This window comes from Micromonospora sp. Mcm103, assembly GCF_024519755.1.
Taxonomy (GTDB): domain Bacteria; phylum Actinomycetota; class Actinomycetes; order Mycobacteriales; family Micromonosporaceae; genus Micromonospora; species Micromonospora aurantiaca.
Genome location: NZ_JALJRJ010000002.1, coordinates 486,780 through 505,953, shown reverse-complemented (window position 1 = coordinate 505,953; position 19,174 = coordinate 486,780). Strand labels below are relative to the sequence as shown.

The following is a 19,174-nucleotide window of genomic DNA, read 5'->3' as shown; positions in this document are numbered from 1 at the left end:
GCCGGCCGGTGCGGCGATGTCCGCACCGGACCGTCGCGGCGGAGGAGGGGTGTCCACGCCCGGACGGCCGGGGGCCGGAGGGAGGTCGTTACCGGGTCCGCCGGTACGGCCCGCGGCCGGGGGCGCGGCCGGTCCGGAACGGCCGGTCACGGGCGGCATCGTCGGGTCGGTGCGGCCGCCCGGAGCGGGCCCGCTCGGATGAGGCCGGCCGGGAGCCTGGGGCGCGGCGGCCGGTGGCGGCACGGGACGGCCTGGGGCCTGCGGTGCGCCGGCCGATGGCGGAACGGGACGGCCGGGAGCCTGGGGCGCGCCTGCCGGTGGCGGCACGGGACGGCCGGGCGCCTGCGGGCCTGCCGGCGGCGGACCGGACCGGCCTGCGGGCGGCGGCGCAACCGGTTGACCGGCCGAGGGCGGCTGCGGGCCCGGTGCCGAGGGCGGCGAAGCCGGTCGGCCGGCGGGCGGCATGCCGAGGGCGGGACCCGGAGCGGCGGCCGGATGGCGCGGCTCGGCGGCCGGCCAGGACGGGTCGGGGCCGGGGTGCGGCGCCGGGACGTCACCGTCCGGCCCGAGTTCACCGCCCTGGTGCTTGGCGGTGCGCAGGTCGTCGATCCAGCCGAGTTCCTCGCCGACGACAGTCGGGTCCAGCTCGGGCTCGGCCCGGCCGCGTCCCCACCGGCGGCCCTTGCCCCGCGGGTCGCGCCGCTCGTCGGGGCCGTCCGCCGGCCGCTCCGGACCACGCGCCATCACTACTGACCCCCCTCGGCGGCGTCGCTGCCGCCCTCACTCGCCCCGCTGGCCTGCTCGCCGCCCCCCACCCGGGCCCCGTTCGCGGCGGCCGGGGCGCCGGCCTCCGCCCGGGTCGCCGGAGCCGGCAGCCCGCGTACGATCCGGCGCAGCAGCGGCAGCCGGGTGGCCACCGCCCGCTCCGCGCCGTGCCCGCTGGGCTGGTAGTAGTCGGTGCCGACGAGGTCGTCCGGAGCGTACTGCTGGGTGACCACCCCCCGGTGGTCGTCGTGCGGGTAGCGGTAGCCGCGGCCGTGACCGAGGCCCCGCGCGCCGGAGTAGTGGGCGTCGCGCAGCCCGCGCGGCACCGGACCGCCCCGACCCGCGCGTACGTCGGCGACGGCGGCGCCGATCGCTGTGGTGGCCGAGTTCGACTTCGGCGCGGTGGCCAGGTGGATGACCGCCTGGGCCAGGTTGAGCTGCGCCTCGGGCAGGCCCACGTACTCGACCGCGTGGGCGGCCGCGGTGGCCACTGTCAGCGCGGTGGGATCGGCCATGCCGACGTCCTCACTGGCGAAGATCACCAACCGGCGGGCGATGAACCGGGCGTCCTCACCGGCCACCAGCATCCGGGCCAGCCAGTGCAGTGACGCGTCCACGTCCGAGCCGCGCATGCTCTTGATGAACGCGCTCGTCACGTCGTAGTGGGCGTCGCCGTCGCGGTCGTATCGCACCGCCGCCACGTCGACCGCCTGTTCGGCCACTGCGAGGTCGATCCGGCCGGTGCCGAGCGCGGTCGCGGTGGCCGCGGCCGCCTCCAGCGCGGTGAGCGCCTTGCGCACGTCGCCTCCGGCGAGCCGGACCAGGTGGTCCTCCGCCTCCTCGGCCAGGACCAGCGCGCCGCCGAGTCCGCGCTCGTCGGCGACCGCGCGGCGCAGCAGGCCGCGGACGTCGTCGTCGTCGAGGGCCTGGAGGGTGAGCAGCACGCAGCGCGACAGCAAGGGCGAGATGACCGAGAAGTACGGGTTCTCCGTGGTCGCCGCCAGCAGCGTGACCGTACGGTCCTCGACCGCGGCGAGAAGCGAGTCCTGCTGGGTCTTGCTGAACCGGTGCACCTCGTCGATGAACAGCACCGTCGGCGGGCCGCCGGACCGGCGTTGCCGGCGGGCGGTGTCGATCACGGCGCGGACGTCCTTCACGCCCGCGGTCAGCGCGGACATCGCCACGAACCGACGGTCGGTGGCCCGGGCCACGAGGTGGGCGATGGTGGTCTTGCCGCTGCCCGGCGGACCCCAGAGGATCACCGACATCGGCGCCGCGCCCTCGACGAGCTGACGCAGCGGCGCTCCCGGCGCGAGCAGGTGTTCCTGCCCGACCAGCTCGTCGATGCCGGCCGGCCGCATCCGCACCGGCAGGGGCGAGTCCGCCCGGGCGTCGGTGAAGCCGTCGGCGCCGCCCGCGCCCGCGGGTGCGCCGGCCGGCTCGCCGAGGCTGAAGAGGGCGTCCGATTCCATCACGAAGACAGTACCGGGCCGGGCCGACGACGCCGGAATCGCGCCGCCGCCCCGGCCCGGGGTGGTCTTTTCCGGTCAGCCGCGACCCGGCCGCCGGCCCCGGTACCACCGGCCGCCACCGCCGCCGCGGGGGCCGGAGCCGACCCCGGCCAGGTAGAGCGAGAGCAGCAGGAAGCCGATGAGCATGAGGGTCGAGGTGCTGAACAGATCGGGGGCGCCGAGGTCGGTGTTCATGAAGTCGAGCAGCAGCGCGAAACCGAACACGATGGCCGCGAGAATGGCGAGCATGTCGTTCCTCCGGTGGGGGTTCCCAGCAGGTCGGCGACGGATGTACCCAATCGGTCTGTTCGTCAATCTCCACCGTGGAACAGGTGGTGCCTCGGCCCTCGGTACCAGCGGGGATGCTCGTACGCTGGCGGAATGATCACTGTCGACGAGGCGCTGACCGGGCGGGACGCGCTGCTCGACGCGACCGGCGGCCACCCGTACGCCCGGCACGCGCTGCGGCGCGACCAGGCCGCGCGCGGATGGCGGCACGGCGGCGCGGTCGGATGGCTGCTCCCGCCGGGCGAGTGGTCGGCCGGCGGCGCGGTCGGCGAACCCGGCCCGGCGCTCGACGTCTTCGCCGCCCACCGGGCGGACGGGACGCTGCGAGCCGGTCACTCGATCAACGTGTCGCACGCCGATCCGGACGAGGTGGCCGCGCGGCTGCCGGTGGCCCGGCTGATCGAGTGGGACTTCCTCTGGACCACCGCGCCGCCGCCGCACCAGCCGGAGCAGGAGCGGGTGGTACGCCTCACCGCCGCCGACCACCCCGCGCTGGCCGCGCTGATCGAGGAGGCGTTCCCGGCCACCACCTCGCGGCCGGGCGAGCCGGGCATCGTCGACTGGTACGGCATCCGCGACGGTGACCGCCTGCTCGCCTGCGGAGCCGATCGCAGCCGCGGCGACATCGGCTTCCTGGCCGGGTTGACAGTCGCACCGGGGCATCGCGGGCGTGGGCTGGGCGCGGCGCTGACCGCCGGGATGACGTGCGCCCTGTTCGGCAGGTACGACGCCGTGGCGCTGGGTGTCTACCCGGACAACGTGGGCGCGATCCGGCTGTACCGCCGGCTCGGCTTCACCGCCGCCGAACGCCGCACCTCCGTCAAGCTCGCCTGACACGCGGCGCCCCGACCGCGTGGGTGGAACGCCATGGGTGTCAAACGACGTCCGAGACACCCATGACGTTCCACCCGGCCGGTCGGCTCAGTCGCGGCCGGCGGGAGCGGGCGCGGCCACCGCGGGGGCGGGGTCGAGGGGCGGGCCGGCGTGGCCGGGGCCGCCTACCGCTCCCTCCGGTTCCACGGTGACGTCCTGCGGGGCGCGGCGGGCGGCGCGCCAGGCCGGCAGGTAGAGCGGCGCGGCCACGGCGAGCACCACCCCGCCGACGATCATGGCGAGGCTGACGCTCGTGGCGTCGGCCAGCGCGGTGAGCGCGACCGCGCCGAGCGCGCCGGCCGGCTGGGCGGCCATCGAGTTCAGCGAGAGCACGCTGGTCCGGTACGGGCCGTCGACCTGCCGGTGCAGCAGTCCCATGTGCAGCGGGTTCGACGCGCCGTGCACGGCGTAGCAGGCGAGGTACGCGATGAGGATGCCGACCGGGCCGGCCAGCAGGCCCATGCCGACCACAGTCACGCCCTGGAGGATCCGCATCAGCGCGGCGGCCGGGGCGGCACCGAGGCGGCGCAGCAGGAACGGGGTGAGCGCGGCGCCGGCGGCGTTCGCGAGCCAGGCCGCCGTACCGGCGGGGCCGAGCAGCGCCGCGGCGCGGGCCGGGTCGTCGAGCACCTCGGCGAGGCGTACCGGGAGCAGCGACTCGAAGGTGACCATGCCGAAGCCCCAGAACAGCTCGACGGCGACCAGGGCCGCCAGCACCCGGTTGCGGCGCAGCAGCCCGACGGCCTGCCCGACCATGCGGGGCGCGTCGACCACCGAGGCGCGCAGCGCGGCCGGGCCGGATGCCGGCCGCCGCTCCGCCATCAGCGCGAGCAGCGCCACGATGGAGACGGCCTGGAGCACGGCGGCGACGATCACCGGCAGGGCCAGTGCGCTGACCGGGCCGACCGGGCCGAGCGCGACCAGGCCGCCGCTGATCAGCGCGCCCGCACCGATCGCGACACCGATCACGGTGCCGGCCCAGCCGAGGCCGCGCTCGTACTCGGCCTTCGGGTCGACGGCGAGCGTGGCGTCGACGTACCAGGATTCCATCGGGCCGCTGTCGAGCGCCCGGTAGACGCCCTGCAGCGCCCAGACCAGGAAGAACATCCAGAACGAGTCGGCCACCGCCATCAGTGCCAGCGAGCCCAGGCCGAGCACCCAGGCGACGACCAGCACCGGTTTGCGGCCGAGCGCGTCGGCGAAGCCGCCGGTGGGCAGTTCCAGCGCCAGCACGACGAGGCCCTGCGCGGTGGCGACCAGGCCGATCTGGGACAGCGTGAGCCCGCGTTCCTGCATCAGCAGGATCATCACCGGCATGAGCAGGCCGCTGGGTAGCCAGCGCAGGCCGTACAGCGTGAGGTAGCGGATCCGGATCTGGCGTACGGACAGCGCGGTCACGGCTTCTCCTCGGTGGGGTCGGGAGCCAGCGGCACGACCGGTGCCAGCGGGAAGGCGGCGAGGTAGAGCTGCACCATCTCGGCGTCGGGATCGTCGGGGTCGGTCTCGTCGCGGTGCCGCTCGAAGACCGCGAAGACCTCCTCCTTGATCGCCTCCAGGCGGTCGACCGGGATGCGCATGAAGAAGTCACCCATGCCGAACGCGTCGCGCCAGGCGGGCGCCCACTGGTGCCGCTGGGCGAACCAGCGGTCGGCGTGGTGGGCGAAGAAGCGGACGTAGTCCGCCTCGATCCACTCGATCGCGGCGCGCGCGTCCGGGTCGTCGTCGAAGTCGCTTGATTCCCAGTTGGTGACGTCGTGCGCGGCCCGCCAGTAGCGCTGCCGCCCGGTGCCGAGGTCGGGGTCCTCGACCACGAGACCGACCTCGGCGAGCTGCCGCAGGTGGTAGCTGGTCGCGCCGCTGTTGGTGCCGAGCAGCTCGGCGAGGGCGGTGGCGGTGGCCGGGCCGCCCACGCGCAGCGCCCCGATCAGCCGCATGCGCAGCGGCTGGGCCAGCGCGCGGACCTGCCGGTGGTCGATGCGTACAGTGCGCTCCTTCTTCTCCTCCATGAGATGCACAATATCTGTGCACACTTTCCATGCACAAGATGCTTGCAAAGATTCTGTGCAACTAGCCGTACAGCTCGGTGATCCCGCGCAGCCGGGTCCGCAGCAGCCCCGCGGCGCGGGTGGAGTCCAGCACCACCTCGCCCGGGCGGTGCAGCCCGGCGGCGGCGATCGTGGTCGTCCGCAGCCCGCCCGCGTCCACCCCGTCGTGCCGGGCCACCAGCAGCCCCAGCTCGGCGCGGCTCACCGCGTCCGGCCCGGCCAGGTTGAGCAGCCCGGCATAGTCGCCCGGCACCAGCTCCAGCACCGCGGCGGCGAGGTCGGCGACGTGCACCGGGCAGCGCAGCTCATCGGTGAACAGCGTGGCCCGGCCGGCCAGCGCGTCCCGGCAGAGCTGGATCTGCTTGCTGCCCTCCCCCACGATCAGCGACGTCCGCACCAGCACGGCGCCCAGGTCCACCGCCCGCACCGCCGTCTCCGCCGCCGCCTTCGCCGCCCCGTACGGGTGCAGCGGCGTGGGCACGTCCTCGTCCGCGTACGGCTTCGGACGCCCGGCGTGCAGCGCGTCGCTGGACAGGTGCACCAGCCGGGCACCCACCTCGGCGGCGGCGACCGCGATGTGGGCCGCCCCGTCCGCCGTGACCGCCCAGTCGTCGTACCGGTAGGGGGTGGCGACGACCGCGTCGGGGCGTACCCGGATCAGCAGCTCACGCACGGCGGCGCGGTCGGTCACGTCGAGCCGGTGCGGCGCGACGCCCGGCACCGCGACGGCGGTGGAGTGGTACGTGCCGGCCACCCGGTGCCCGGCGGCGACCGCCTGCCGGCACACCTCGGCGCCGAGGAAGCCGCTGGCTCCCACCACGAGCAGATGCATCAGTCCCCCTGAAGATCGAAAAGGCCCGCGTCATCATGACGCGGGCCCTTCGACGAGGCGAGGATCAGGTCGGGTCGGCCACCGGTGCGGCCGGACCGGCGGTGCCGGCGTGCGGGCCGGTCGGCGCCTTCGGCTTGGCGTCGATGCCGGCCTCGGCGCGCTGCTGCCCGGTGATCGGGGTTGGCGCGCCGGTCAGTGGGTCGAAGCCGCCCCGGGTCTTCGGGAACGCGATGACCTCGCGGATCGAGTCCGCGCCGGCCAGCAGCATGCAGACCCGGTCCCAGCCGAACGCGATGCCGCCGTGCGGCGGGGCGCCGTACTTGAAGGCCTCCAGCAGGAAGCCGAACTTGTCCTGCGCCTCGTCGGCGGTGATGCCGAGCAGGTCGAACACCCGCTGCTGCACGTCGCCGCGGTGGATACGGATCGAGCCGCCGCCGATCTCGTTGCCGTTGCAGACGATGTCGTACGCGTAGGCGAGCGCCCGGTCCGGTGCCTCCTCGAACCGGTCCACCCACTCGGCGTTCGGCGAGGTGAACGGGTGGTGCACGGCGGTCCAGCCACCTTCGTCCGTGCGCTCGAACATCGGCGCGTCGACCACCCAGCAGAACGCCCAGGCGCTCTCGTCGACCAGGTTCGACCGCTTGGCGATCTCGATCCGGGCCGCGCCGAGCAGCTCCTGCGCCTCGCGGGTGTTCGTGCTCGCGGCGAAGAAGACCGCGTCGCCGGGCTTCGCGCCGACCGCGTCGGCCAGGCCGGTCAGGTGCGCCTCGGACAGGTTCTTCGCCACCGGGCCGCGCGCCTCGCCGGTCTCGGCGTCCAGCACCACGTATGCCAGGCCGCGCGCGCCGCGCGCCTTGGCCCAGTCCTGCCAGCCGTCCAGTTCCTTGCGGGTCTGCGAGGCGCCGCCGGGCATGACCACCGCGCCCACGTAGCCGCCCGCGTCGATCGCGCCGGCGAACACCCGGAACTCGGTGCCGCGCAGGTAGTCGGTCAGCTCGGTCAGCTCCACGCCGTAGCGCAGGTCCGGCTTGTCCGAGCCGTAGCGGGACATGGCGTCGCGCCAGGTGATGCGCGGGATCGGCCGGGCGATCTCGTAGCCGGCGAGGTCCTTCCACAGCGCCGAGACGATCGCCTCGCCGAGGTCGATCACGTCGTCCTCGGTGACGAACGACATCTCGATGTCGAGCTGGGTGAACTCCGGCTGCCGGTCGGCGCGGAAGTCCTCGTCGCGGTAGCAGCGGGCGATCTGGTAGTACCGCTCCATGCCGCCGACCATCAGCAGCTGCTTGAACAGCTGCGGCGACTGCGGCAGCGCGTACCAGCTGCCCGGCTGCAGCCGCACCGGCACCAGGAAGTCGCGGGCGCCCTCCGGGGTGGAGCGGGTCAGCGTCGGCGTCTCGATCTCCAGGAAGTCCCGCTCGTGCAGCACGCCGCGGGCGATCTGGTTGGCCCGCGAGCGCAGCCGCATGGCCTTGGCCGGGCCGCCCCGGCGCAGGTCCAGGTAGCGGTACTTGAGCCGGATGTCGTCGCCGGCCTCGATCTGGTCGTCCACCGGAAGCGGCAGCGGCGCGGCCTCGGAGAGCACCTCCAGCTCGGACGCGGTCACCTCGACCTCACCGGTGGGCAGGTCCGGGTTCTCGTTGCCCTCCGGGCGGCGGGTCACCTCGCCGGTGACCTTGACGCAGAACTCGTTGCGCAGCGCGTGCGCGTCCTCCTCGCGGAAGACCACCTGCACGACGCCGGAGGCGTCGCGCAGGTCGACGAAGATGACACCGCCGTGGTCGCGCCGGCGGGCCACCCACCCGGCGAGCGTCACCGTCGAGCCGGCGTCCGCGGCGCGCAGGCTTCCGGCATTGTGGGTACGGATCACGGCTGGCGTCTCCTCAATCTGGTCCACTCACTGCTCCCCCGCATTCTGTCAGGGCGGGCGGGCCCGCTCCCGGGCACCCGTCGAGCCGGTCCGCCTCGGCCGTGGCGGAAAGCGCCGTGCGGGGCGGGTCCGGCGGTCTACCGTGGCCGGGTGCGTGCCGTACCGAGCTGGGCCGTCGCCACCGCGGCCGCCGCGCCCGCGCTGCTGGTGGTGGGTTGGACGGTGGCGGGTGCCCGCCAGGGGCCGGGGTACGACCCGGTGCGGGACACGATCAGCGAGCTGGCCGGTGAGGGTGCCACCGATCCGTGGCTGATGGGCGGCGCGCTGGTGCTGCTCGGCTGCTGCTACTGCGCCACCGCCGCCGCGCTGCACGCCGCCGGGCTGCCCAGCCGTTTCCTGCTGGCGGTCGGCGGGGTGTCCACCGTCGCGCTCATCGTGTTCCCCCGGCCGCAGGTGGGTGGCTCCCCGGCGCACGGCGTGGTGGCCACGATGGCGGTGCTCGCGCTGGCGCTCTGGCCGGCCGGGACGGCGCTGCGTTTGCCCCGCAGGGTGCCGCGCGAGGTGGCCGCCTCCCCGGCGGGCCGGCCGCCGTGGGCGTTCCGCCGGCCGGTGGCGCTGGCCGTCACGGCGGTGCTGCTGGCGTTGTTCGGCTGGTCGGTGGCCGAGGTGACCGGCGGCTCCCGGACCGGGCTGGCCGAACGGGTGGCGGCGCTCGCGGTGACGCTCTGGCCGCTGGCGGCGGTGCTGTCCGCGCGGCGGGCCCACCGGCACTGGACGGCCCGGCCGACCGAGCCGCCGCGCCCGGACGGCCCGCCGGTCGGTCCGGGCCGCCTCGGAGCGGGCGCCTGAGCCGGTACGCGGAACGGGCCGCCGGTCGCCCGGCGGCCCGTTCACTGCGGTGCGCGGATCAGAAGACGCTCACGCCGTAGCGGCTGAGGGCCTCGGTGACCGGCTGGAAGTAGGTGGTGCCACCGGTGCGGCAGTTGCCGCTGCCACCGGAGGTGAGGCCGAGCGCGACGGTGCCGGCGAACAGCGAGCCGCCGCTGTCGCCCGGCTCGGCGCAGACGTTGGTGCGGATGAGGCCGGAGACGCTGCCCTCGGCGTAGTTCACGGTCGCGTTCAGGGCGCTGACGCTGCCGCTGCGCAGGCCGGTGGTGCTGCCGGAACGGCGGACGGACTGGCCGACGTACGCGTTGCCGGCCGAGGTGATGTCCTGGAAGCTGCCGTTGTAGAGCGACACGTTGCCGGCCGCGTTGGCCGAGTTGTTGTGCCGGACGATGCCGTAGTCGTTGCCCGGGAAGCTGGTGCCGGTCCGGGTGCCGAGCAGGCTGGTCTGCGCGGAGTTGCTGTACCAGCTCGACGAGATGTTGGTGCAGTGACCCGCGGTGAGGAAGTAGTAGGTCGAGCCGCTGCGGACGTTGAACCCGAGCGAGCAACGGCCACCGCCGCCGGCGTAGATCGCCTGGCCGCCGGAGATCCGGGTGCTCAGCGTGCCGGCCTCGGCCTCGATGCGGATCGCGCCGTTGTGGCGGGCGGCGGCGGCCTTGACCCGCTCCAGCTTGGCGCCGGTGACGGTGCTGTCGACGGAGACGACGACCTGGTTCGTGGCCGGGTCGGTCCACCAGGCGGTGCCGGGGATCTTCGCGGAGCGCTCCAGCTCGCTGGTGGCGGCGTTGAGCTTGTCCGCGCCGCGCGCCACGATCTTCGGGATGGCACCGGCGTTGCGCACCTGGCGGGCGGTGGCGGTGTCGGTCACCGTGACGACCATCTTGCCGCTGGCGTCGGCGTACGTGCCGGCCGCGCGGTCGCCGAGCTTCTCGACGAGGGTGGCGGCGGCGTCCGGCGAGAGGGCCGTGGGGGCGGCCTGCGCGGGTGCGCCGAGCAGCGAGCCGGTGACCAGGGTGCCGGCGACGGCTACTGCGGCGGCGCGGCGGAGCGTGGACCTCGTGGGTCGCATGTAACAACCTCCGAATGGGGGTGAACGGGCGCTGTCATGGGGGCGCGCCCGAGGACAACCCGGGCGACCTGGGGAAACCGTCCGGGTGACCAAAGTATTCACACATTTAAGATCGTAAACAAGACATGGCTTTGCCCGGATTCGCACCGGCGCCCGATGTAACGCCGAAGCAACAACATCGACACCATCTGTCAGAGTCGGTCAGGGGTTGCGGCGGCGGGCCCCCGGACCCGGACGGGGCAGCACGTCGCGCGCCTCGGTGATCTCGTGCCCCTCGGCGCAGCGCAACGCGACCCGGACCTCGGCGCCGCAGTCGCGGTGCGCGACGCTCAGCGGCGAGCCCTCCGGGTCGGCCAGGTAGCGATCACCCCAGCCGAGCACCGCGACGAGCACGGGCCACAGGTCCAGGCCCATCTCGGTGAGCCGGTACTCGTGGCGCGGCCGGCTGCCCGGCTCCCGGTACGGCTCCCGGCGCAGCACACCACGCTCGACGAGCATGGCGAGCCGGTTCGTGAGCACCTGACGCGGGATGCCGGTGCGCACCCGCATGTCGTCGAACCGGCGTACGCCGTTGAAGACCTCACGGAGCACGACGAGGGTCCACCGCTCGCCGAGGATCTCCATGGCGCGCGCGATGGTGCAGTTCTCCACCGACCAGTCCAGTGCCGCGGGTCTCATGCCGACAGGCTAGGTCTGATTGACAGACTCAGCAATGCGCTGCGAGGCTGAGTCCATGACACAGACGCAGGAGCGCATCCGCACGTTCACCTGGTCCGACCCGGCGGCCGGCGCCGCGCACCTGGGCCGCCGCAGCGGCCTGGACCTGATGCGGGCGATGATCGCCGGCGAGCTGGACGCGCCACCGATCATGCACCTCGTCGACATGTCCCGGATGGAGGCCGAGGAGGGGCGCGTCGCTGTCGAACTGCTGCCGCAGGAGTTCCACTACAACCCGCTCGGCACCGTGCACGGCGGCGTCATCTCCACGCTGCTGGACACCGCCGCGGCGTGCGCCGTGCACACCACGCTCCCGGCCGGCGTCGGCTACACGTCGCTGGACCTCAACGTGAAGTTCCTGCGCCCGGTGACAGTCGACACCGGCACGCTGCGCTGCGAGGGCACCGTGGTGCAGCGGGGCCGCCGTACCGCCCTGGCCGAGGCCCGCCTGACGGACCCGGCCGACCGCCTGGTGGCCCACGCCACCTCGACCTGCCTCATCTTCCCCCTCCCCTGACCCACCTTGTGCTCGGCGATCTTGCAGTTACGGCCCCCACAGTGCCGGTTTCGCGGCATTCGCGGGGGCCGTAACTGCAAGATCGCGCGGGAGCGGGAGGAGGGGCGGGCGTCAGGCCTTGGCGGCGGTGCGGGCGGCTCGGGCGGCTCGGCGCTCCTCGAAGCGGGACGCCTGGGTCTCCAGGGTGTCCAGGTGGGCGGCGATCTGGTCGCGGGCGGCCTCGCCGTCGGCGTTCAGCCCGGTCACGTCGAACAGGTTCCACTGGCGCAGCACCGGCATCACCACCTCGTCACGGTGCTGGCGCAGGTCGTAGATCCCGGCCAGCGCGATCGCCACCGACTTACGGGCGAAGCCGTCGATGCCCACACCCGGCATCTGGAAGTTGGCGAGCACGTCCGCGACGGCGCGCATCGCCTGCGACGGCGCCAGCTCGAACGCCGCGCCGAGCAGGTTGCGGTAGAAGACCATGTGCAGGTTCTCGTCCGCCGCGACCCGGGCCAGCAGCGCCTCGCACGTCGGGTCGCCGGTGGCCCGGCCGGTGTTGCGGTGCGAGATGCGGGTCGCCAGCTCCTGGAACGACACGTACGCCAGCGAGTGCAGCATCTCCTGGTCGTGGACGTTCTGGTAACCGGCCGACATGTGCACCATGCGGGCCCGCTCCAGCGCCACCGGGTCCACCGCCCGGGTCACCGTGAGGTAGTCGCGGATCGCCGTGCCGTGCCGCCCCTCCTCGGCGGTCCACCGGTGCACCCAGGTACCCCACGCGCCGTCGCGCCCGAACAGGGTGGCGATCTCGTGGTGGTACGAGGGCAGGTTGTCCTCGGTGAGCAGGTTGACGATCAGCGCGGTCCGCGCCACCTCGGGCAGCGTCGAGTCCTCCGGCGACCAGGCCTCGCCGCCCAGCGGGCCGTCGAAGGTGCGGCCCTCGCTCCACGGCACGTACTCGTGCGGGAACCACTCCTTGGCCAGCGACAGGTGGCGGTCGAGGTTCTTCTCGACCACCGGCTCGAGTTCGGTGAGCAGAGCGGTCTGGCTGAGCACGGTCACGACGTTCTCCCTACGGTGGCGTAACTTACGCCACCGTAGGTCGAAACGCCGTCAGACGCCAGTGCCGGCCGGGCCGACCAGCGGCTTCAGGTCCGCCCGGGGCGGCGTCCACTCGCCCGCCGCGGCCGGCACCTGCTCGCCGGAACGGATGTCCTTGACCTCGTCGCCGTCCGCGCCGGGGAACCAGACGTACGGGATGCCGCGCCGCTCGGCGTACCGGATCTGCTTGCCGAACTTGGCCGCCGACGGGGACACCTCGGTGGGCACACCGCGCGAGCGCAGCGCCGCCGCTACCGCGTCGCTGGCCGCCCGGTCCTCCTCGGCGGTGACCGCCACCAGCACGCAGGTCGGCACCGAACGGGACACCGACAGCGCCTCGGCGCCGAACAGCAGGCCGAGCAGCCGGGTCACCCCGATCGAGATGCCCACGCCGGGGAACCGGACGTTGCCCGAGCTGGCCAGGTTGTCGTACCGGCCGCCGGAGCAGATCGAGCCGAACCGCTCGTAGCCGATCATCTGCGTCTCGTAGACCGTGCCCGTGTAGTAGTCCAGGCCCCGCGCGATGCGCAGGTCGGCCACGCAGAGGCCGGGCGCGTGCGCGGCCGCGGTCTCCACCACGGCGGTCAGCTCCGCGACGCCCTCGTCCAGCAGCGGGTCGCTCACCCCGAGGCCGCGCACCGCGTCGGCGAAGGAGGCGTCCGGCGCGGAGATCTCGGCCAGCGACAGCACGGCCTTGGCCTGCGCCTCGCTCGCCCCGGCGGTCTCGGCCAGCAGCTCCGTCACCTTGGCCGGGCCGATCTTGTCGAGCTTGTCGACGGCGCGCAGCGCCGCCTCGGCGTCGGTCAGCCCGATGCCCCGGTAGAAGCCCTCGCAGATCTTGCGGTTGTTGACCTGGATGCGCACCGGCGGGATCGGCAGCGACCGCAGCGCGTCGCCGATGACCAGCGGCATCTCCGCCTCGTAGTGGGCCGGTAGCGTGTCGCGGTCGACGATGTCGATGTCGGCCTGGAGGAACTCGCGGTAGCGGCCCTCCTGCGGGCGCTCACCGCGCCACACCTTCTGGATCTGGTAGCGGCGGAACGGGAACTGCAGCTTGCCGGCGTTCTCCAGCACGTAGCGGGCGAACGGCACAGTCAGGTCGAAGTGCAGGCCGAGCGCGTCGTCACCGGCCGGGCCGTCGGTGTCGGCCTGCAACCGGCGCAGCAGGTAGACCTCCTTTGCGGTATCCCCCTTCCGCAGGAGCTGATCCAGCGGCTCCACCGAGCGGGTCTCCAGTGGCGCGAAGCCGTACAGCTCGAACGTGGTGCGAATGCGATCGAGAACGAACTGCTCGATCATCCGCTGGGCGGTGGTCCACTCCGGGAAGCCGGAAATGGGCGTGGGCTTGCTCATGGCGTACTCCTCGATCCCGCGCGGCGCGCGGGCGAACGTCGTGGGTCGCGGCGGTCAGAGGCCGCGGGTGGGCGCGGCCGGGCGCGCGCCGCCGGTGCCCGCCACCTCGACGAGGTACGGGTTTGTCGCGCGCTCGCGGCCGATCGTCGTAACGGGGCCGTGGCCGGGCAGGACGACTGTGTCGTCGGCCAGCGGGAGCACCTTGTCCCGCAGGCTGGACAGCATCCGGGGCATGCTGCCGCCCGGCAGGTCGGTACGGCCGATCGAGCCGGCGAACAGCACGTCACCGGAGAGGCAGATCTGCTCCGCCTCCCAGGGCGAGCCGGCGCCGGGCAACCGGAATAGCACCGACCCGCCGGTATGGCCGGGGGCGTGGTCGACGGTGATCTCCAACCCGGCCAGCGACAGCGTCGCGCCGTCGGTCAGCTCGGCCACGTCGTCCGGCTCGGCGTACGGCAGCCGGCCGCCGAACAGCTGGGTCAGGTCCATCGACAGCGCCTTGCTCGGGTCGGCCAGCAGCTCCCGGTCGTCCGGGTGGACGTAGGCGGGGATGCCCCGCGCGCCGCAGACCGGGGCGACGGAGAACGTGTGGTCGAGGTGGCCGTGGGTGAGCAGCACGGCGGCCGGGTGCAGGCGGTGCTCGGCGAGCACGGCGTCGAGCCGGTCGAGCACCCCGATGCCGGGGTCGACCACCACGCACTGCTCCCCCGGAGCGGTCGCCACCACGTAGCAGTTGGTGCCGAAGGCGTCCGCGGGAAAGCCGGCCACGAGCACGTCGCTCCCCTTTCCGTCCGGTCGTCGTCCCTCTGCAGCCTAGTCGCAGGGGCCAGCGGGTTCCGTCCGCCACCGGCCCGTCCGCCCCGGCCGGTCTGAGACGGCGGGACCTCGTACACCACATTCACAGTCGCTACCCGTACACTCTGGCGGGCGTGTGGCGTGGCGCACCCCGATCGGAACGGCGGACGGCGCCCGGCGCCGGCGGCGATCAGGCAGAGGAAGGGGAGCGCGCGTGGCTTCCAGCAGGGACCGGCAGCGCAAACTGGCGCGCGCCAAGCTCGACCGGCAGCTCGCCCGGCGGGCGGCGGCCGCGAAGCGGCGCCGGCAGATCCGGGCCGGCGTGGGCGCCGCGGTGGTGCTCGTGCTGATCGTGGCCGGCTCCGCCTGGGCGCTCGGCGCGTTCGACTCCGAGCCGGAGAAGAAGGCCGCCGACGACGTCTGCCTCTGGACCGCACAGGACGGCGCCGTCAACACCAACCTCAAGGACGTCGGCGAGCCGCCCACCACCGGCCTGCCCACCTCCGGCACCCGCCCGATGACGATCACCACCAACCAGGGTGGGCCGATCACCGTCGAGCTGGACCAGACCGACGCGCCGTGCGGCGCGGCGAGCCTGAGCTACCTGGCCGGCCGGTCGTTCTTCGACAACACCACCTGCCACGAGATCACCGCCGAGGGCGCGCTGCGCTGCGGTGACCCGACCGGTACCGGCCTCGGCGGCCCGACCTACTCGTTCTACGACGAGAACGTCCCGGCCGCGGCGGAGCCCAGCCCGTCGGCCTCGCCGGCGCCCGGGCAGCCGGCGACGTACCCGAAGGGCACGGTCGCCATGATCGGCAACCCGCCCGGCAGCAACGGCAGCCAGTTCCTGATCTTCTTCAAGGACGCCAGCCCGGCCAAGCCGGCCTACTCGGTGGTCGGCAAGGTCACCGGCGGGCTCGACGTGGTGGAGAAGATCGGCACCATGCCGACGGTGGACAATGGCAACGGCGCCAAGGTCAAGCCGAAGACGCAGGTGCTGGTCCAGAGCGTCACCGTCGGCGAGCCCGGTGCGGCGCCGGCCGGCAGTCCCGCGCCGTCGCCCAGCGCCAGCGCGGGCTGAGAACACAGGCGAGCAGGCGGCGGGCCGTCGGCTGACCCGGCGGCGCGCGTGCCGAACCCATATGCAGCAGGTGAGGAGTGACCGTGACGTCCACCAGAGACCGCCAGCGCGCGGCGGCGCGGGCCAAGCTCGAGCGGGAGATGGCGGAACGGGCCGGCCGGGCCCGCAAGCGCCGGCAGACCCAGGCGATCGTCGGGGCCGCGGCGGTGCTGGTGCTCGTCGTAGCAGGCACGGTCTGGCTCGTCGCCGCGCTCGGTGACGACGACGACAAGCAGGGCACCACCGCCGCCGCCGGGGCCGTCCAGTGCGCGTACACGGAGGTGCCCAAGGACGGCCGTCCGGCGCAGATCAAGGACGTCGGCCTGCCGCCGGCCCAGCAGTCGGGCAAGGGCACCCAGACGATGACCATCGACACCAACCTGGGCCCGATCACCGCCAAGATCGACCGCGCCAAGGTGCCCTGCACCGCCGGCAGCTTCACGCACCTGGCGAGCAAGGGCTTCTTCGACAACACCAAGTGCCACCGGCTCGTCACCGAGGGCATCAAGGTGCTCCAGTGCGGCGACCCGAGCGCCACCGGCAAGGGCTGGCGGGACACCGACGGCACCGGCGGCCCGTCGTACAACCTGGCCGAGGAGAACCTCCCGACCGACAAGCGCCCGCCGTACCCGGAGGGTGTCATCGCGATGGCCAACTCCGGCCAGCCGGGCAGCACGGGCAGCCAGTTCTTCATCGTGTACGGCGACTCGCCGCTCGACCCGAACTACACGGTGCTGGGCACCATCACCGGTGGCATGGACGTGGTGAAGCAGGTCGCCGCGGCCGGTGACGACGGCGCGTTCGCCAAGCAGGCCGGCGGTGGTCACCCGAAGAAGGAGATCACCATGACCAAGGTGACGATGAGCCCGGTCGAGGGCGGCTGACCGCACCCGTACGACGACGAAGCGCCCGCCGGCTGCGATCAGCCGGCGGGCGCTTTCGCGTGCGTCTGTGGTTCAGGCTCCCGAGGTGACCCGGTACGCGTCGAACACGCCGTCGACCTTGCGGACTGCGGCCAGCAGGTGCCCGAGGTGCTTCGGGTCGGCCATCTCGAAGCTGAACCGGCTGACCGCCACCCGGTCGCGGGTGGTGGTGACGGTCGCGGAGAGGATGTTGACCCGCTCCTCGGACAGCACCCGCGTCACGTCGGCGAGCAGCTTGTGCCGGTCCAGCGCCTCGACCTGGATGGCGACCAGGAACGTGGAGGCGGACGTGAGCTTCCAGCTCACCTCGACCACCCGCTCCGGCTGGGCGCGCAGGTCCTCGGCGTTGGCGCAGTCGTCCCGGTGCACGCTGACCCCGCCGGAGCGGGTGACGAACCCGAACACCGAGTCCGGCGGTACGGGCGTGCAGCAGCGGGCCAGCTTGATCCAGACGTCGCTGACGCCGCGGACCACCACACCCGGGTCGGCGCTGCTCTGCCGGCTGCGCGGCGGCCGGGTGGCGACGGCGGTCTCGGCGATGTCCTCCGCCGCGCCCTCCTCGCCGCCGTAGGACGCCATCAGCTTCTGCACCACCGACTGCGCGGACACCTGGCTGTCGCCGACCGCCGCGTACAGCGAGGCCACGTCGGCCAGGTGCAGGTCCCGGGCGATCGCCATCAGCGCGTCCGAGGTGAGCATCCGCTGCAACGGCATGCCCTGCTTACGCATCGCCTTGACGATCGAGTCCTTGCCGGCCTCGATCGCCTCCTCGCGCCGCTCCTTGTTGAAGTACTGGCGGATCTTGGTGCGCGCCCGCGGGCTCTTGACGAAGCCGAGCCAGTCCTGCGTCGGGCCGGCCGTGTCGGACTTCGACGTGAAGATCTCGATCACGTCGCCGTTCGACAGCGTCGATTCCAGCGGCACCAGCTTGCCGTTGACCCGCGCGCCGATGCACTTGTGCCCGACCTCGGTGTGCACCGCGTACGCGAAGTCCACCGGCGTCGACCCGGTCGGCAGCGGGATGACGTCACCCTTGGGCGTGAAGACGTACACCTCCTGGCTGGACAGGTCGAACCGCAGCGCGTCCAGGAACTCGCTCGGGTCGGCCGCCTCACGCTGCCAGTCCAGCAGCTGCCGCAGCCACGTCATCTCGTCGATGTGCGCCGGCGGGCCCACCACCGGGGTGCCCTTGTGCTCCTTGTACTTCCAGTGCGCGGCGATGCCGAACTCGGCGGTGCGGTGCATCGCGTAGGTGCGGATCTGCATCTCCACCGGCTTGCCGGTGGGCCCGATGACAGTCGTGTGCAACGACTGGTACATGTTGAACTTGGGCATGGCGATGTAGTCCTTGAACCGGCCCGGCACCGGCTGCCAGTTGGCGTGGATGACCCCCAGCGCCGCGTAGCAGTCCCGCACCGTGTCGACCAGGATCCGCACACCCACCAGGTCGTAGATGTCGTTGAAGTCGCGCCCCCGCACGATCATCTTCTGGTAGATCGAGTAGAGGTGCTTCGGCCGGCCGGTCGTCTCCGCCTTGATCTTGGCGGCCTTCAGGTCGGTGGACACCTTCTGCGTCACCTGACGCAGCAGCGCCTCGCGCTGCGGCTGGTGCTCCCCGATCAGCCGGTTGATCTCCTCGAACCGCTTCGGGAACAGCGTGCCGAAGGCCAGATCCTCCAGCTCCCACTTGATCGTGTTCATACCGAGGCGGTGCGCCAGCGGGGCCAGGATCTCCAGCGTCTCCTTGGCCTTCTGCTCCTGCTTGGGGCGGGGCAGGAAGGTGAGGGTCCGCATGTTGTGCAGCCGGTCGGCCAGCTTGATCACCAGAACCCGCGGGTCCTTCGCCATCGCCACGACCATCTTGCGGATGGTCTCGGCCTTGGCCGCGTCGCCGAGCTTGACCTTGTCGAGCTTGGTGACGCCGTCGACGAGCAGCGCGACCTCACCGCCGAAGTCGGCGCGCATCGCATCGAGCGTGTATTCGGTGTCCTCGATGGTGTCGTGCAGCAGCGCCGCGACCAGCGTGGTGGTGTCCATGCCCAGGTTCGCCAGGATGGTCGCCACGGCGAGCGGGTGCGTGATGTAGGGGTCGCCGGACTTGCGGTACTGCCCCGAGTGCCACCGCGCGGCCGTGTCGAAGGCGCGCTGCAGCAGCCGCGCGTCGGCCTTGGGGTGGTTCTCCCGGTGCGTCGCGATCAGCGGCTCCAGCACCTCGCTGACCTGCGAGGTCTGCCAGGGCGCGTTGAACCGGGCCAGCCGGGCGCGTACCCGTCGGCCGGTGGGCGCGTTGGAGAGGGCGAAGCCGCTGCCGGGCGTGGATTCGGTGGAACCCTCGGTGGGGAACGGCACCACGACCGCCCCGCCGTCGGCCGTCGCGTCGGACGCGCCGCCGGTGGCGCCGGTCGCCCGGGCCGGCGGGTTGCCGCTGCGCTCGGTCACCGAGCCGTCCGCGTCGCCTGTCGGGTGCACCGTGCCCTCCACCGGAGGGACGACATCGTGGGACACCGGCCTCCTCACCG

At 73.2% G+C, this 19,174-nt stretch carries 17 protein-coding genes; 5 read left to right on the top strand and 12 right to left on the bottom strand.

Annotated features, from left to right (window positions below; translation table 11 throughout):
* Nucleotides 1–746 precede the first annotated feature (746 nt).
* Together OC439_RS04930 and OC439_RS04925 are read right to left on the bottom strand one after the other, a co-directional pair.
* The gene (locus OC439_RS04930) at nt 747–2,237 is read right to left on the bottom strand and encodes a replication-associated recombination protein A (protein WP_262012396.1); all 1,491 of its coding nucleotides are present in this window, start codon (nt 2,235–2,237) and stop codon (nt 747–749) included.
* Nucleotides 2,238–2,312: 75 nt separating this feature from the next.
* The gene (locus tag OC439_RS04925) at nt 2,313–2,525 is read right to left on the bottom strand and encodes a hypothetical protein (RefSeq protein ID WP_018785054.1); all 213 of its coding nucleotides are present in this window, start codon (nt 2,523–2,525) and stop codon (nt 2,313–2,315) included.
* A 132-nt stretch (nt 2,526–2,657) separates the two neighbouring features.
* Here OC439_RS04925 and OC439_RS04920 point away from each other — a divergent pair, with 132 nt between their 5' ends.
* The gene (locus OC439_RS04920) at nt 2,658–3,398 is read left to right on the top strand and encodes a GNAT family N-acetyltransferase (protein ID WP_262012395.1); all 741 of its coding nucleotides are present in this window, start codon (nt 2,658–2,660) and stop codon (nt 3,396–3,398) included.
* 87 nt (nt 3,399–3,485) lie between these two features.
* Here the strand turns inward: OC439_RS04920 and OC439_RS04915 are convergent, their stop codons facing one another.
* From OC439_RS04915 to aspS, 4 genes are all read right to left on the bottom strand, one after another.
* On the bottom strand, nt 3,486–4,835 hold the full coding sequence (locus OC439_RS04915; RefSeq protein ID WP_262012394.1) for an MFS transporter: 1,350 nt from the start codon (nt 4,833–4,835) through the stop codon (nt 3,486–3,488).
* Nucleotides 4,832–5,443, bottom strand: a complete 612-nt coding sequence (locus OC439_RS04910) for an ArsR/SmtB family transcription factor (protein ID WP_262012393.1) — start codon at nt 5,441–5,443, stop codon at nt 4,832–4,834. Before OC439_RS04910 ends, OC439_RS04915 begins: the two co-directional genes overlap by 4 nt.
* Nucleotides 5,444–5,504: 61 nt before the next feature.
* A complete protein-coding gene (locus tag OC439_RS04905; protein ID WP_262012392.1) occupies nt 5,505–6,314 on the bottom strand; it encodes an SDR family oxidoreductase in 810 nt (269 codons plus the stop codon).
* A 64-nt stretch (nt 6,315–6,378) separates the two neighbouring features.
* Nucleotides 6,379–8,184 (bottom strand): aspartate--tRNA ligase, encoded by a 1,806-nt coding sequence (gene aspS / locus OC439_RS04900; RefSeq protein ID WP_262012421.1) that lies wholly within the window; start codon nt 8,182–8,184, stop codon nt 6,379–6,381.
* 150 nt (nt 8,185–8,334) lie between these two features.
* Between aspS and OC439_RS04895 the strand changes: the two genes are divergently transcribed.
* The gene (locus OC439_RS04895) at nt 8,335–9,033 is read left to right on the top strand and encodes a DUF998 domain-containing protein (RefSeq protein ID WP_262012391.1); all 699 of its coding nucleotides are present in this window, start codon (nt 8,335–8,337) and stop codon (nt 9,031–9,033) included.
* Between the two features lie 58 nt (nt 9,034–9,091).
* Here OC439_RS04895 and OC439_RS04890 read toward each other — a convergent pair whose 3' ends face one another.
* Complete coding sequence (locus OC439_RS04890; protein ID WP_262012390.1) at nt 9,092–10,141, bottom strand: S1 family peptidase; 1,050 nt, start codon at nt 10,139–10,141, stop codon at nt 9,092–9,094.
* Nucleotides 10,142–10,342: 201 nt separating this feature from the next.
* Entirely contained in the window at nt 10,343–10,819 is a 477-nt protein-coding gene (locus OC439_RS04885) for a winged helix-turn-helix transcriptional regulator (protein WP_262012389.1), read from the bottom strand.
* Nucleotides 10,820–10,874: 55 nt separating this feature from the next.
* Between OC439_RS04885 and OC439_RS04880 the strand changes: the two genes are divergently transcribed.
* The gene (locus OC439_RS04880) at nt 10,875–11,375 is read left to right on the top strand and encodes a PaaI family thioesterase (RefSeq protein ID WP_262012388.1); all 501 of its coding nucleotides are present in this window, start codon (nt 10,875–10,877) and stop codon (nt 11,373–11,375) included.
* A gap of 111 nt (nt 11,376–11,486) precedes the next feature.
* Here OC439_RS04880 and OC439_RS04875 read toward each other — a convergent pair whose 3' ends face one another.
* The 3 genes from OC439_RS04875 to OC439_RS04865 are packed head-to-tail and all read right to left on the bottom strand — an operon-like array spanning nt 11,487 to nt 14,588.
* Nucleotides 11,487–12,422, bottom strand: coding sequence for an acyl-ACP desaturase (locus OC439_RS04875; RefSeq protein ID WP_194802894.1), 936 nt, complete (start codon nt 12,420–12,422; stop codon nt 11,487–11,489).
* 51 nt (nt 12,423–12,473) lie between these two features.
* Nucleotides 12,474–13,814: a histidine--tRNA ligase gene (gene hisS, locus OC439_RS04870; RefSeq protein ID WP_262012387.1), complete on the bottom strand. Its 1,341-nt coding sequence runs from the start codon at nt 13,812–13,814 to the stop codon at nt 12,474–12,476.
* A gap of 54 nt (nt 13,815–13,868) precedes the next feature.
* Nucleotides 13,869–14,588: an MBL fold metallo-hydrolase gene (locus OC439_RS04865; protein ID WP_262012386.1), complete on the bottom strand. Its 720-nt coding sequence runs from the start codon at nt 14,586–14,588 to the stop codon at nt 13,869–13,871.
* A 235-nt stretch (nt 14,589–14,823) separates the two neighbouring features.
* Here OC439_RS04865 and OC439_RS04860 point away from each other — a divergent pair, with 235 nt between their 5' ends.
* Entirely contained in the window at nt 14,824–15,693 is an 870-nt protein-coding gene (locus OC439_RS04860) for a peptidylprolyl isomerase (protein WP_262012385.1), read from the top strand.
* 83 nt (nt 15,694–15,776) lie between these two features.
* Entirely contained in the window at nt 15,777–16,616 is an 840-nt protein-coding gene (locus OC439_RS04855; protein ID WP_262012384.1) for a peptidylprolyl isomerase, read from the top strand.
* A 72-nt stretch (nt 16,617–16,688) separates the two neighbouring features.
* Here OC439_RS04855 and OC439_RS04850 read toward each other — a convergent pair whose 3' ends face one another.
* A complete protein-coding gene (locus OC439_RS04850) occupies nt 16,689–19,160 on the bottom strand; it encodes a RelA/SpoT family protein (protein ID WP_402808389.1) in 2,472 nt (823 codons plus the stop codon).
* Nucleotides 19,161–19,174: the final 14 nt, after the last annotated feature.

Excerpts from the sequence above, each read along its gene's own strand:
- OC439_RS04930 (WP_262012396.1), bottom strand. The coding sequence starts at position 2,237 with ATGGAATCGGACGCCCTCTTCAGCCTCGGCGAGCCGGCCGGCGCACCC.
- OC439_RS04925 (WP_018785054.1), bottom strand. The coding sequence starts at position 2,525 with ATGCTCGCCATTCTCGCGGCCATCGTGTTCGGTTTCGCGCTGCTGCTC.
- OC439_RS04920 (WP_262012395.1), top strand. The coding sequence starts at position 2,658 with ATGATCACTGTCGACGAGGCGCTGACCGGGCGGGACGCGCTGCTCGAC.
- OC439_RS04910 (WP_262012393.1), bottom strand. The coding sequence starts at position 5,443 with ATGGAGGAGAAGAAGGAGCGCACTGTACGCATCGACCACCGGCAGGTC.
- OC439_RS04905 (WP_262012392.1), bottom strand. The coding sequence starts at position 6,314 with ATGCATCTGCTCGTGGTGGGAGCCAGCGGCTTCCTCGGCGCCGAGGTG.
- OC439_RS04890 (WP_262012390.1), bottom strand. The coding sequence starts at position 10,141 with ATGCGACCCACGAGGTCCACGCTCCGCCGCGCCGCCGCAGTAGCCGTC.
- OC439_RS04885 (WP_262012389.1), bottom strand. The coding sequence starts at position 10,819 with ATGAGACCCGCGGCACTGGACTGGTCGGTGGAGAACTGCACCATCGCG.
- OC439_RS04880 (WP_262012388.1), top strand. The coding sequence starts at position 10,875 with ATGACACAGACGCAGGAGCGCATCCGCACGTTCACCTGGTCCGACCCG.
- hisS (WP_262012387.1), bottom strand. The coding sequence starts at position 13,814 with ATGAGCAAGCCCACGCCCATTTCCGGCTTCCCGGAGTGGACCACCGCC.